Below are 13919 nucleotides of genomic sequence, written 5' to 3'. Positions count from 1 at the left end.
ATTTTATCCCCGCCCGTGACCTCCCCCCGCACAGCACTACTTACCGTCCTGATACCGTGGCTGACCGCCCCCGGCCAGTCCCAGGCCCGCTTCGTGCAGGTAGCAGAGGAATGCGGAATCACTGAGGTGGAGGAGCTCACCGCCCGGTACGGTCACGGACTTTCTCTTGCCGACTTCGACCGCGACGGGGACCTCGACCTGTACCTAATTAATATCACCCGGCAGTACTACGGTCAGCAACAACATAATCGCTTACTGACTCGGGAAGTCCGCAAGGGACGCCTTCACTACATCGACCGCAGCCAGGGCAACGGGGTCGCCGCCAGCGGCTGGGACTGGGGGACCACCTTTTCCGATGTCAACAACGACGGCTATCAGGATTTGCTGACCACCAACGGCTGGTGGGACGAATATGCCTACCCCAGGGACCGCTCCCGTCTCTGGCTGGGTAGTACCGCCGGCTTCCACGACGTCTCCGTGCGCTGGGGATTCGACGATAGCCTGCGGGCCACCACACTGCTGAGCGCGGATCTAGACCGGGACGGTGACCAGGACATCCTGCAAACGCTGAAGACCGACGCCGCCGATCGCCGCCCCCTGCTACTGTATCTGAACACTCCCGGGGCCCGGGAAACTAAGAATAACTACCTCACCGTACGCCCCCGCATGCCGGGTCCGAACCATTATGCCATCGGCAGCGTCGTCACCCTCGTCGGCGAGCGCACGCGAACCTCCCGGCTCATGACCGCGGGCACCAGCTTCTACGGTCAGGAGCCGGCCGAAGCCCACTTCGGGCTGGGGCAGCACACCGGGGTACGGGAAATCAGCGTACGGTGGCCTGACCAGACGGTCACCACTTACGTGGCACCGCAGATCAACCAATTACTAACTCTGAACTACGAGCGCCTGCCCGCACCCAGCCAACTCCGGGCGGTGTTGGAGGACGGTCTCGTCCGGCTGCGGTGGGAGGATCGCTCGGCGACCGAGACCAGCTTCGAGGTGCAACGATCGGGGGACAGCACCTTCACCGACCCGCGAAGCGCGACAGTGCCCCGGGATGCGATCCAGTACGGCGAACCGCAGCCCGTGAGCGGTGGGCAAGTCTACTACCGCCTGCGCGCCTGCCGTGGCGGGGTCTGCTCGGACTACAGCAATCAGGTGCGGTTACAATTGCCCGTATCCACGGACTCCGTGGCCGATGCACTACGTCTGTACCCTAATCCCGCCGTGGAAGGCCGCATTCACTGGGAGTTCTCTGGATCCTACCGGGGCAGCGTGTCGGTAACCCTGATCGGACCACTCGGGCGGGTACACCGGCGCTACCGGCTGGACAAGCGGGAAGATCGCCTGACCGGTACCCTGAACGCTTGGCCGCTTCCCCCGGGTATATACATCCTGCGGGCCGGGCTAAGGGGTCGAACCTACACTCAGAACGTCATGCTTATCGACCGATGACCGTACTTTACTTATCGCCGTCGTCAATCCCCCCTGCACCTGCGGCCCCGCCCCAAAACGAACCTTGCTGGGCTCTTCACCCGGTATTCCAATCAGCTAACCCTACGATCATGCGCATTAACGTACCGCTTTTACTCCTCTTACTGACCGCCAACCTGGAACTGCCCGCTCAAACGGTGGCGGTGCAGGTAAATTCGGGAACGGAGGGCCCCACCATCAGCCGCCATATTTACGGGCACTTCGCCGAGCACCTGGGCCGCAGTATTTACGGGGGGTTCTACGTAGGGGAGGACAGCGAGATTCCCAATACCGACGGGGTACGGATGGACGTGGTCGAGGCCCTGCGTGACCTAAAGATCCCTAACCTGCGCTGGCCGGGTGGCTGCTTCGCCGACACCTACCACTGGAAAGACGGCATTGGCCCTAAGGAGGATCGGCCCTCCATCCTGAATGTCTGGTGGGGCAACGTGAAGGAGGACAACAGCTTCGGCACCCACGACTTCCTGAATATGTGCGAGCTGCTGGATACCGAGCCCTACCTCTCGGCCAATGTCGGCAGCGGCACGCCCCAGGAACTGGCCGACTGGATCAAATACACTACCCACCCGGCCGGAACCAGCCCCATGCCGGACCTGCGCGCAGAAAACGGCCGCGAGGAACCCTGGGACGTCAAGTTCTGGGGTATCGGCAACGAGGCCTGGGGCTGCGGGGGTAATATGCGGGCCGAGTACTACGCCGATATCTACCGCCGCTACGCCACCTTCACCAGCGACTGGGGCAACTCCGGCGAACTGGTGCGCATCGCCTCGGGCGCCAGCAGCGAGGACTATAACTGGACGGAGGTGCTGATGAAGAACATCCCGAAGAACCTCATTGAGGCCATTGCTCTACACCACTACTCCGTAATCGACTGGAGCGCCAAGGGCCCGGCCACCGGATTTAGCGAGCGCCAGTACTTCAGTACCATGCGGGAGGCGCTTAAGATGAAAGAACTGATCGAGAAGCACGTGGCCATCATGGACCAGTACGACCTCGAGCAGCGGGTGGACCTTTTCGTCGACGAGTGGGGCGGCTGGTACGACGTCGAACCCGGTACGAACCCCGGCTTCCTCTACCAGCAGAACACCATCCGCGACGCGATGCTGGCCGGGGCCACGCTGAATATCTTCAACAACCACGCCGACCGGGTCAAGATGGCCAACATCGCCCAGGCGGTGAACGTGCTGCAGGCCGTGGTGCTGACGGAGGAGGAAAAGATGTTACTGACCCCCACCTACCATATTTTTCGGATGTACACGCCGCATCACGACGCTGAGCTGCTGCCGGTAAGCTTCGATTCGCCGGAGTACACCTACGAGGGGGAGAGCCTGCCGGCAATTTCAATCTCCGCGTCCCGGGACGAGCAGGGCACGGCGCACTTCTCGCTAGTGAATATTGACAGCGAGCGGAGCCACCAGGTGGAACTGGACGTTGCCGGCCTGAACCTAAGCGAGGTGGAAGGGGAGATACTCACCGGCGACTCCCTGGACGCCCACAACACCTTCGAGGCCCCCGGTACGGTCACGCCCGTCGCCTTTACCGAGGCCGCCCTGCGGGACGGGAAGCTGCAACTGAGCGTGCCCGCCCATTCCGTCATCGTACTGCGAGCGACCAAGTGATAATGCACCGCTTTATATCCATCTGTGACCACCGCTGGTCGCTTTTCCCACCCCTACTGGGCGGTATGCTGTTCGCGCTGGCTCCGGCCGATACGGTCGCGCAGGTCTTAAACAATCCGGTTATTCGCCACGAGTTCACGGCCGACCCCGCCGCGCTGGTCCACGATGACACTGTCTTCTTGTACACGGGCCACGACGAGGCGGCTATCGACGGGGATTTCTACCGGATGAACGAGTGGCTGGTGTTCTCCTCCACCGATATGGTTAACTGGACCGAATACCCGGTGCCGCTGAGCGTCGGCGATTTCGCCTGGGCCAAGGCCGACGCCTGGGCGGCCGAAGTGATCGAACGCGACGGCAAATTCTACTGGTACGTATCGGTAGAACACGGCACCGTGGGTGGAAAGGCAATCGGGGTGGCGGTGGCCGATCGCCCCACCGGGCCCTTCCGGGATGCGCTGGGGCAGGCACTGATCACCAACGACATGACCACGGCCACCGATATCAGTTGGGACGACATCGATCCCACGGTATTCCTCGACGATGACGGCCAGGCCTACCTCTTCTGGGGCAACACCAAGTGCTACTTCGCCAAGCTGAAGGATAACATGACCGAGCTCGACGGGCCGATCCGCGTCGTGGAAGGACTGCCTAACTTCACCGAGGCCCCCTGGGTGCACAAGCGGGGCGATTGGTACTACCTGAGCTACGCCTACCAGTTCCCGGAAAAGATTGCCTACGCCATGTCCCGGTCCGTTAGGGGCCCCTGGGAGTACCGGGGCATTCTGAGCGAACTGGCCGGCAACAGCAACACCAACCACCAGGCCATTCTGGAGTACCGTGGCAAGGACTATTTCATCTACCATACCGGAGGGCTACCCGCACCGGACTTCGGGGGCAGCTTCCGCCGTTCGGTCTGCATCGACCGGCTCCACTACCGGCCGGACGGCACCATGCGACGGGTGATCATGACCTCCGAGGGCATTCAAACCGAGTAACGTGACCCACTTCATTCGTCTCCTCCTCGCACTGATCCCGCTGTCGCTGACGGCACAGGACGATCCTATCCGGGTACACGACCCCGTAGTCATCGAGCAGGGTGGCCTGTACCACCTATTCGCCACCGGCAGCGGCGTGGCCCACTTCACGTCTCCCGACTTGGAGAACTGGACGAGGGCTGACCCGGTCTTCTCCGCCGAGCTCGATTGGACAAAGGGGGTGGTGCCCGACTTCGGGGGACATTACTGGGCCCCGGACGTACTCTTTCACCAGGGGACGTACTACCTGTACTACTCCGTGTCCTCCTTCGGCAAGAACACCTCCGCCATCGGCGTAGCGACCGCTTCCACTCTGGACCCTGAGGCGGAGGACGGCGGCTGGACAGACCGTGGGATCGTGATCCAGTCACATCCGGAGCGCGACCTGTGGAACGCCATTGACCCCAACATCGTCTTTGACGACGCGGGTACCCCCTGGATGTCATTCGGATCGTTCTGGAATGGGCTCAAACTGGTGCGTATGGATCCCGATCTGCTCCGCATCGCCGAGCCTCAGGAATGGCGGACCATCGCCCGCCGGGAGCGCAGTTTCGAAATCAGCGACCTCAACCCGGGCGATGCCGCCCTGGAGGCCCCCTTCGTGTTCAAGAAGGACGGCTGGTATTACCTGTTCCTATCCTGGGACCTGTGCTGCCGCGGTGCGGAGAGCACCTACAAAGTGGTGGTCGGCCGATCGCGGGAGGTCACGGGACCCTACCTCGACCGGGAAGGCAAGAGCCTCTTCTATGGGGGTGGCACCCTGGTGGTGAGGGGTAATGAGGATTGGTACGGGGCTGGTCACTGTAGCGCCTACACCTTCGATGGCACGGATTACCTCTTCTTTCACGCCTACGATGCCGGCGACGAGGGGCATTCCAAATTAATGACACGGGAGATCAGTTGGACCGACGGCGGTTGGCCCACAGTACGCCCCCTTAACTAATCCATTTATGCCACACTCGTCTACTCATCTTTGGTGGGGCGGGGCCATCGGGGCTCTGCTACTGCTGGCGGGTTTCCAACCAGAAGGTCCTAGTCCGGTGGCCCCGGACCCGGGGTTGGATTCCATCTACGCGGCATACCCCATCGAGCCCGTCGACATTCGCAACGTCCGCATGGAGGATGACTTCTGGCTACCCATCATCGAGCGCGTCCAGGAGAAGACTATCAAGTACGCCATCGCCAAGTGCGAGCAAGAGGGCCGTATGGAGAACTTCCTCATCGCCGGCGGAGTGCGGCAGGGGAAGGTACGGGGAGACATGCCCTTCGACGACACCGATCTGTACAAGATCATCGAGGGAGCTTCCAACTCCCTGATCAGCGCGCCGAACGAGACATTGGAAGCCCTGACCGACAGCCTCATCGCTATCATCGCCATCGGTCAGGAGGCGGATGGCTACCTGACCACCTGGCGTACCATCGACCCCGCCAGCCCACCCGCCCCCTGGGTAGAAGTAAAGGAGGGTAAGCGCTGGGAGGGCCTGGCCATGAGCCACGAACTCTATAACGCCGGCCACCTCTACGAGGCGGCCTACACCCACTACCGAGCCACCGGCAAGCGCAGCTTCCTGGACATTGCCCTAAAGAACGCCGACCTTATGGTGGCCACCTTCGGTAACGGGAAGGCTCAGATTCACGCCGTGCCCGGCCACCAAATCATCGAGACCGGGCTGCTCAAGCTCTACGAGCTCACCGGCAAAAAAGCGTACCTACAACTGGCCCGCTACTTTCTCGACCACCGCGGCAAACCCGCACACCACGCGCTCTTCGGCTCCTACTCCCAGGACCACCTGCCGGTAGTAGACCAGCGGGAGGTCACCGGCCACGCGGTCCGTGCCGTATACATGTACGCCGCCATGACCGATATCGGCGTACTAATGCAAGATGAGCCCTACCAGCGGGCCGTACGGGCGCTGTGGGAGAATATGGTCAGCAAGAAGATCTACATCACCGGCGGCATCGGCGCCCGCCACGAAGGGGAAGCTTTCGGAGAAGATTTCGAACTGCCCAACCTGACGGCCTATAACGAGACCTGCGCCGCCATCGGCAGCGTGTACTGGAACCACCGGCTGCACCGGCAGAGCGGTGAGGTGGCCTACCTGGACGTGCTGGAGCGCACCCTCTACAATGGGCTGATCGCCGGCCTGTCACTGGACGGCACCAAGTTTTTCTATCCCAATGCCCTGGAATCCGACGGCGTATACACCTTCAACCGCGGGGCCTGCACCCGCCAGGACTGGTTCGACTGTTCCTGCTGCCCGACAAACCTCACGTGGGCAAAATGAAAGTCTGGCTCCAGCGTAAGCAACCATAACAATCACTCCGCTCCCATTTCCCCCCCCCTCATCACCACAAAAGCTACCCATGAAATTGATTACTCAAGCATTGACCATTTTAGTACTACTCACCGGCTGTAGCTACGTGCTATGGAGTCAGGACGACGTCGACCATCAACTCACGGTGGATGTGGCCGACACCAGGGCCGCCATCCAGCCCACGATGTACGGTATTTTCTTTGAGGACATCAACTTCGCGGCCGATGGCGGGCTGTACGCCGAGATGGTCAAGAACCGCAACTTCGAGTTCGAACTGCCCAAAACAGGCTGGGTAGAGCCGACCTCCGATCGCTTTTCCCTTAACGAGGATTCTGGCAGAAGCACGATCATCAAGAACGGTGAGGACCCGGCCGACCTGAACTTTCTGCGGGTTACGCTAATGAACCCGGATAACTATACCCTAATCAACGAAGGCTTCCGGGGGATGGGGGTGCGGGAAGGTGCCAGCTATGACGTGTCCGTGCACGCCCGGCCGGGGAAGGGAAGCGTGACGGCTATCCGCTTCGAGCTGATTGACACGGTGGGAACCTCCCTGGGGAGTACCACTCTGCCCGTGGCCGGCACATCCTGGCAGGAGTACACCGGCACGCTCAGGGCCACCGCGACGGAGCAGAAGGCCCGACTACGGATCACCTTTACCGGCACAGGGGAGATCGACCTGGATATGATCTCGCTGTTTCCCCAGGACACCTGGAAGGGACGTAAGCAGGGCCTGCGCAAGGACCTGGTGCAACTATTGGCCGACCTCGAGCCCGGTTTCCTGCGCTTCCCGGGGGGCTGCATCGTGGAGGGGCGGACGCTGGACCGGCGCTACCAGTGGAAAAAAACCGTAGGACCGATCGAGGAACGGGAGCTGCTGGTCAACCGTTGGAATACGGAATTCGACCACCGGCCGACGCCGGATTACTACCAGAGCTTCGGCCTCGGATTCTTCGAGTACTTCCAGCTCGCCGAGGACCTGGGTGCCGAGCCACTGCCCATCCTGAGCTGTGGCATGGCCTGCCAGTTCAACACCGGCGAAGTCGTACCGATGGACGAACTCGACCCCTACGTTCAGGATGCCCTTGACCTGATCGAATTCGCCAACGGCGATACGGCCACCCGCTGGGGCAAACTACGCGCCGACATGGGCCATCCCGAACCCTTCGCCATGAAGTACATCGGGGTCGGTAACGAGCAGTGGGGCCCGGACTACATCGAGCGCTACCGGGTGTTCGAGGCGTCGATCAAGAAACAACACCCCGACATCGTCATCATCTCCGGCAGCGGACCCTTCCCGGACGGGGAGCAGTTCGAGTACGGTATGGAGCAGCTCACCGAACTGGACGCCGAGATCGTGGACGAACACTATTACCGTCCCCCGAACTGGTTCCGGCAGAACGCCACCCGCTACGACAGTTACGACCGCGACGGCCCGAAAATCTTCGCCGGGGAGTACGCCGCCCAGAGTGTGGCCATCGCCAGCCCAGACAACGAGAACAACTGGGAATGCGCCCTGGCGGAGGCTGCCTTCATGACCGGGCTGGAACGCAACGCCGACCTGGTGGTCATGACCTCCTACGCGCCCCTCATGGCCCACGCCGACGGCTGGCAGTGGACGCCCGACCTGATCTGGTTCAATAACTTGGAATCCTACGGCACGCCCAACTACTACGTGCAGAAACTCTTCGCCAACCACGCCGGAACCGACCTGCTGCACATCACCAGCAACGGGGAGGCCGTCACCGGGCAGCAGGACCTCTACGCCTCGGCTGTAAAAGACCGCGAACGCGGGCAGCTGTACATCAAGGTGGCCAACACCGGTGCCGAGGCCCACTCCGTCCGCATCGAGCTGGCCAACGCCGGGAGTCTTGGTGAGGCCACCGCCCTCACCCTGGGAAGCCCGGAGGGCGAAACGCTCAACTCCTTCGCCGCTCCCCGGCGTATCAGCCCCCGGGAGCAGCCTCTGGTCGTAGAGGGTGACCAACTGGTGGCGGACGTTCCCGCTAAGTCGCTGGTCATCTACCGGGTCGATTTGCCGGCCCGTTGACCGACAGACCCTATCTTAGGCACAAACCACCATCATGAAAGTCCTTTACTTTTTTACCTGCCTGACCGTACTGGTCGCCTGCGATGCTGGCCCGGACGGCTCCGGCCAGGCGGTAACCGCCACCGACACCAATGCAGCCCTCACGGATCCCGACCCCCGGAATGAGGGTGCTGACCTCCAGTCTATTGATACCCCCGAGGCCTACCTCGCTACCGCCCTCCTGGCCGCCCCCGAGGCCAGCCGCGCCGGTGCCAAGGTCATCGGCTACAATGCGGCCGGTGAGCTAGTTACCCTGCGCGAGGGTACCAATGAATTCATCTGCCTGGCCGACGATCCCAGTAAGGATGGGTTTAGCGCCGCCTGCTACCATAAGAGCCTGGAACCCTTCATGGCCCGGGGGCGGGAACTACGGGCGGAAGGCAAGTCCAATCAGGAGATCGATGCACTGCGTGAGCAGGAGGTAAAGTCCGGAAAGCTGACGATGGGTGATACCGGTAGCACCCTCCACGTCTATTCCGGTCCCGAGGCCCGGTATGACCCCGCCACCGGTGAAGTCGCCGAAGCCAGCTACCGGTACGTGGTGTACATGCCCTACGCTACGGCCGCTTCCACGGGCCTGCCGGAGTCGCCCGTTGCACCCAACCACCCCTGGATCATGGACCCGGGTACGTACCGGGCGCATATTATGATCTCGCCCCGCAAGGGGGATGGCGAATAGTGCTGCTACCATATCATACTGCGGAGCGCCACGAAGCCGGCTGCGACGAGGCCGGCCGCGGCTGCCTAGCCGGCCCGGTCTTCGCCGCCGCCGTGATTCTACCCCCTGGCTACGCTAATCCTGAGCTCAATGACAGCAAAAAGCTAGATGAGACTACCCGCAACGACCTCCGCCAGCAGATCGAAGCCGATGCCCTAGCCTGGGCCGTAGCCAGCTACTCGGTGGCTGAGATCGACCGCCATAATATCTTCCAGGCCAGCTACCGGGCCATGCACCGCGCCCTGGATGCGCTCACCACCCGGCCCGACTTCCTGCTCATTGATGGAAAGTTTTTTATTGATTACCCCGGCATCGACCACCTCTGCGTTATCAAGGGCGATGGAAAGTACCAGTCCATCGCCGCGGCCGGTATCCTCGCCAAGACCCACCGCGATGAACACATGCTCGGCCTGCACCAAGACTATCCGCAGTTTTCCTGGCACACTAATCGCGGCTATCCCACCCGGGCCCACCGCGCCGCCATCGAAACCCACGGAGCCACCGTACACCACCGCCGCAGCTTCACCCTGCTAGCGGGCGGGAAGCAGTACGCGCTCTTCCCCTGATCGACCTACCTTTACGGGATATGGACATCGTAGCAATCGTCGGCCGCCCCAACGTCGGCAAATCCACGCTCTTCAACCGCCTCATTGGTGAGCGGCAGAGCATCGTCGACGACCAGAGCGGCGTGACCCGCGACCGGCAGTACGGCCAGAGCAACTGGAACGGCAAGGAGTTCGCCGTCGTTGACACCGGAGGGTTTGTACGCAACAGCGACGACGTCTTCGAGGCCGCCATCCGCGAGCAGGTCGTCATTGCCATCGAGGAGGCTACCGTGATCATTTTTATGGTCGACGTCACCACCGGCATCACCGACCTGGACGAGGAGGTCACCCAGCTCCTGCGCCGCGCCGATAAGCCCGTGCTGCTGGCTGTCAACAAGGTTGACAATAACCGCCGGCAGCTGGAGGCCAATGAATTTTGGGGACTGGGCTTCGAGCAGACCTACTTCCTCAGCTCCATCACCGGCAGTGGCACCGGTGACCTCCTTGATGCCGCCGCCGAATACATCACCAACCGGGAAGAGGTCCAGACCGAGCTCATGCAGCTCGCTATCGTCGGCCAGCCCAACGCCGGCAAGTCTAGTTTCATCAACGCCCTGCTCGGCGAGGAGCGCAGCATCGTCACCGACGTAGCCGGCACCACCCGCGACTCGATCGACAGCCACTATAACAAATTCGGCAAGGAATTCATCCTCATCGACACCGCCGGCATCCGCAAGAAGGCTAAGGTGCACGAGAACCTGGAGTACTACAGCGTCATGCGCGCCATCCGCGCCATCGAGCAGGCCGACGTCTGCGTGCTCATGCTCTCGGCCCCCGACGGGGTCGAGTCCCAGGACCTAGCCATCTTCCGCCTCGCCCAGAAGAACAATAAGGGCATCGTCATTGCCATCAACAAGTGGGACCTAGTCGACAACAAAGAGACTAACACCGCCCGCGACTACGAGGCCGAGGTGCGCCGCCGCTTCGCCCCCTTCAACGACCTGCCCGTCGTGTTCATGAGCGTCACCGAGATGCAGCGCATCATGAAGACCATTGAGGCCGCCGAGCAAGTTTATGCCAACCGCACCCGCCGCATCCCCACCTCCCAGCTCAACGACGTCATGCTGCCGGCCATCGAGCGCTTCGGTCCGCCCAGCTCCCGGGGCCGCGTGATCAGCATCAAGTTCGTTTCCCAGCTCCCCCTGGCCTATCCCGCCTTTGCCTTCTTCTGCAACCACCCCCAGCACATCAAGGATAGCTACAAGAACTATTTGGAGAATCAACTGCGGGAGAATTTTGATTTTACCGGGGTGCCGATTACTATATTTTTTCGACAGAAGTAGTGTTGTCGCGTTGTTGGGTTGTTGCGTTGCGGTCGTTGGAGGTGGGATAGGTGTTACGGGTGTGATGGGGGGCGGGGCCGCAGGTGTGATGAGTGTACAGCAGCAACCCCAAAACGAGCGAAGCGAGCATCCACATAACGCAACAACCCAACAACCCAACCACCCCTATGCACCTCACCATCCACCCCCACGACCTTCCCCTCCGCGACCCCTTCCGCATCGCCCACGAGAGCCGCACCGTACAGCCTACCCTGATCGTAGAGCTACGGGACGAGGACACCGGACTCAGCGGCCTGGGAGAAGCTCCGATGACGAGGTACTACGGGCTCGACAGTGAGACTTGTGCTGCCGTCCTACGTTCGCTTGCACCTGCGCTTGCCGCCCAGGGGGTAAAGGAGTTAGGGAGTAAAGGAGTTAAGGCAGTACTGGAAGCGTTGGAGCGGGCGCTGCGTGATGTCAGTCCGTTTTTACGCTGTGCGCTGGATGTGGCGCTGCATGACCTGTGGGCAAAAGTACAGGGGAAACGGCTGGGCTTGTTGTGGGAGCAGGACCAGCATCGGCACATCCCCACCTGTTACACGATCGGACTGGCACCGGTGAACGAGATGGTGCGGAAACTCAGGGCCAAACCCTGGCCGGTGTACAAGATCAAACTGGGGCGGGGGGACGACGACGTGGCGCTGATCCGCGAACTACGGCAGCATACGGAGGCCCCCTTCTATGTGGATGCCAATACTGGCTGGACCGCACGCCAGGCCATTGCCTATTCCGGTCCGCTCAGCGAGCTAGGGGTTGTATTTATCGAGCAACCGCTTAAACCGGAGGATATGAAGGGGCAGGCTGAGGTACACCGCCACGCCGCCCTGCCGATCCTGGCCGACGAGAGCTGCCAGACCGAAGCGGACGTAGCAAGGTGCGCCGAGCTGTTTTCCGGCATCAACATCAAGGTGGTGAAGTGCGGAGGCCTCCTGCCCGCCCGCCGCATGATCGCAGAGGCACGTAGGTTGGGCCTGCAGGTCATGGCCGGCTGTATGACCGAGAGCAGCGTGGGCATCAGTGCCATTGCCCAGCTGCTGCCGGAGCTCGACTACGCGGACCTGGACGGCGCCATGCTACTGGCCCACGATCCCGCTACCGGCGTGACCTTCGACTCCGCCACCGGCTACGCCCGCTACCCCGGCCGCCCCGGTACCGGTGCCGCTCTTAACCTTTCGGTGCAAACCTGAGGGGTGTAGCTTGCCTTCTAGTACGGTAATCACTACCTAGCTATGCACTTACCAAGATCCCGTTTTTCCGTTCTATCGCTGCTCACCGCCTTTGTCCTATTCTGTACGGGCTGTGCCACGAACCCCGTGACGGGTAAGCGGCAACTCTCGCTGATCTCCGAGGAGAGCGAGATCCAGATGGGCCAGCAGTACGACCCCCAGGTGGTGGCCGAGTTTGGTCTCTACGACGATCCCCAACTGCAAGCTTTCCTGAGCGAGAAGGGGAATGAAATGGCCGCGATTTCCGAACGGCCGAATCTGCCCTGGACTTTTCGCCTCGTCGACTCTGACGTCGTAAACGCCTTTGCTGTGCCCGGTGGCTTCGTCTACTTTACCCGGGGTATCATGGCTCACTTTAATAATGAGGCGCAGTTTGCCGGGGTACTTGGCCACGAGATCGGCCACGTTACGGCCCGCCATACGGTGGCCCAGCAGAGCAAGCAGCAACTGGCCCAGATCGGACTGATCGGTGGTATGGTGCTTTCGCCCGAGCTCGCTAGCCAGGGGGAGTCCCTCATGCAGGGTATGCAACTGCTGTTCCTGAAGTTTGGTCGGGATGCCGAAAGCCAGTCCGACGAGCTGGGCGTGAAGTACTCCACTGCTATCGGCTACGATTCCAAGGAGATGGCCGGCTTCTTTAATACCCTCGATAAGCTCAGTGGCGGAGCCGAGAACCGCGCTCCCAGCTTCCTAAGCACCCACCCCGATCCGCTCAACCGGGAAGCGCGCGTGCTGGAACTTACCCAACAGGCACAGGCCACGGACAATCGTACCACCTACGAGGTCGATCGGGATAGCTACCTGCGGCGTATCGACGGTATCATTCTTGGTGCCGACCCCAAGCAGGGCTTTACGGAGGGTGGGGTATTTTATCACCCCGATCTGCGGTTTCAGTTTGGTATTCCCCAGGGCTGGGCGCTGGTCAATTCGCCCACGATGGTGCAAATGGGGAGTCCCGACAACAACGCCCTCATGCAGATGCGCCTGGCACAGGGGACCGATACCCGCGCCGCCGCCCAGCAGTTCGCGGAACAAAATAAGGTACAGGTAGCCAGCACGAGCGACCAGGCTATCAACGGGTTACCCGCCACCACGATAGTAGGGGAGATCACACAGCAGGATCAGCAGAGCGGCCAGACCCAGAAGCTCGGCGTCATTACCAGCTTCATTGCCTACGGCGGTAATGTGTACATGATGGCGGGTTTGTCCCAAGCGCAGAATTTCCGTAAGTACGCTCCGGCAATGCAGAATAGCATTCGCAGTTTCACCGAGCTACGGGATCAGAGTAAGATCAATCGGCAAGCCGAGCGCATCAAGATCGTGACGGTGTCTAATGCCACTACCCTGCAGCAGGCGCTGCTAGATAACGGTATTCCCCAGGCACGCTTGCAGGAGTTTGCTATCCTCAATGGTATGGACTTGAATACCCAGCTACCCGCTGGCTATTTAATTAAGGGGGTCAGCGGTGGATCAACCAGCATCCGCCCCTAGGGG

The 13919-nt window shown here is 61.4% G+C and carries 11 protein-coding genes; all 11 read left to right on the top strand.

The genetic code is table 11. The features are described from left to right. Positions 1-15: 15 nt before the first annotated feature. The gene (locus tag ACOOHD_RS12115) at positions 16-1455 is read left to right on the top strand and encodes an ASPIC/UnbV domain-containing protein (RefSeq protein ID WP_420458142.1); all 1440 of its coding nucleotides are present in this window, start codon (positions 16-18) and stop codon (positions 1453-1455) included. 110 nt (positions 1456-1565) lie between these two features. Beyond that, on the top strand, positions 1566-3113 hold the full coding sequence (locus ACOOHD_RS12110; RefSeq protein WP_420458141.1) for an alpha-N-arabinofuranosidase: 1548 nt from the start codon (positions 1566-1568) through the stop codon (positions 3111-3113). Positions 3114-3178: 65 nt separating this feature from the next. Beyond that, a complete protein-coding gene (locus ACOOHD_RS12105; protein WP_420461429.1) occupies positions 3179-4111 on the top strand; it encodes a glycoside hydrolase family 43 protein in 933 nt (310 codons plus the stop codon). 1 nt (position 4112) lies between these two features. After that, on the top strand, positions 4113-5093 hold the full coding sequence (locus ACOOHD_RS12100; protein ID WP_420458140.1) for an arabinan endo-1,5-alpha-L-arabinosidase: 981 nt from the start codon (positions 4113-4115) through the stop codon (positions 5091-5093). Positions 5094-5100: 7 nt separating this feature from the next. Further along, entirely contained in the window at positions 5101-6435 is a 1335-nt protein-coding gene (locus tag ACOOHD_RS12095; RefSeq protein ID WP_420458139.1) for a glycoside hydrolase family 127 protein, read from the top strand. A gap of 79 nt (positions 6436-6514) precedes the next feature. Beyond that, entirely contained in the window at positions 6515-8515 is a 2001-nt protein-coding gene (locus tag ACOOHD_RS12090; RefSeq protein ID WP_420458138.1) for an alpha-L-arabinofuranosidase C-terminal domain-containing protein, read from the top strand. 34 nt (positions 8516-8549) lie between these two features. Next, entirely contained in the window at positions 8550-9233 is a 684-nt protein-coding gene (locus ACOOHD_RS12085; RefSeq protein ID WP_420458137.1) for a hypothetical protein, read from the top strand. Then, a complete protein-coding gene (locus ACOOHD_RS12080) occupies positions 9233-9838 on the top strand; it encodes a ribonuclease HII (RefSeq protein ID WP_420458136.1) in 606 nt (201 codons plus the stop codon). The genes ACOOHD_RS12085 and ACOOHD_RS12080 overlap by 1 nt, the downstream gene beginning before the upstream one ends. Positions 9839-9858: 20 nt before the next feature. After that, complete coding sequence (gene der, locus ACOOHD_RS12075; protein WP_420458135.1) at positions 9859-11160, top strand: ribosome biogenesis GTPase Der; 1302 nt, start codon at positions 9859-9861, stop codon at positions 11158-11160. A gap of 167 nt (positions 11161-11327) precedes the next feature. Next, positions 11328-12386: a dipeptide epimerase gene (locus tag ACOOHD_RS12070; protein ID WP_420458134.1), complete on the top strand. Its 1059-nt coding sequence runs from the start codon at positions 11328-11330 to the stop codon at positions 12384-12386. Between the two features lie 42 nt (positions 12387-12428). Then, the gene (locus ACOOHD_RS12065; protein ID WP_420458133.1) at positions 12429-13916 is read left to right on the top strand and encodes a M48 family metalloprotease; all 1488 of its coding nucleotides are present in this window, start codon (positions 12429-12431) and stop codon (positions 13914-13916) included. Positions 13917-13919: the final 3 nt, after the last annotated feature.

The sequence above is a fragment of the Neolewinella sp. genome (assembly GCF_965214665.1).
Lineage (GTDB): Bacteria > Bacteroidota > Bacteroidia > Chitinophagales > Saprospiraceae > Neolewinella.
The sequence above is the reverse complement of the archived record's forward strand: the minus strand, read 5'-3'. Positions and strand labels throughout refer to the sequence as shown.

Bases quoted from the DNA above. Each gene is read 5' to 3' on its own strand.
- der (WP_420458135.1), top strand. From the start codon at position 9,859: ATGGACATCGTAGCAATCGTCGGCCGCCCCAACGTCGGCAAATCCACG.
- ACOOHD_RS12070 (WP_420458134.1), top strand. From the start codon at position 11,328: ATGCACCTCACCATCCACCCCCACGACCTTCCCCTCCGCGACCCCTTC.
- ACOOHD_RS12085 (WP_420458137.1), top strand. From the start codon at position 8,550: ATGAAAGTCCTTTACTTTTTTACCTGCCTGACCGTACTGGTCGCCTGC.
- ACOOHD_RS12105 (WP_420461429.1), top strand. From the start codon at position 3,179: ATGCTGTTCGCGCTGGCTCCGGCCGATACGGTCGCGCAGGTCTTAAAC.
- ACOOHD_RS12110 (WP_420458141.1), top strand. From the start codon at position 1,566: ATGCGCATTAACGTACCGCTTTTACTCCTCTTACTGACCGCCAACCTG.
- ACOOHD_RS12065 (WP_420458133.1), top strand. From the start codon at position 12,429: ATGCACTTACCAAGATCCCGTTTTTCCGTTCTATCGCTGCTCACCGCC.
- ACOOHD_RS12090 (WP_420458138.1), top strand. From the start codon at position 6,515: ATGAAATTGATTACTCAAGCATTGACCATTTTAGTACTACTCACCGGC.
- ACOOHD_RS12095 (WP_420458139.1), top strand. From the start codon at position 5,101: ATGCCACACTCGTCTACTCATCTTTGGTGGGGCGGGGCCATCGGGGCT.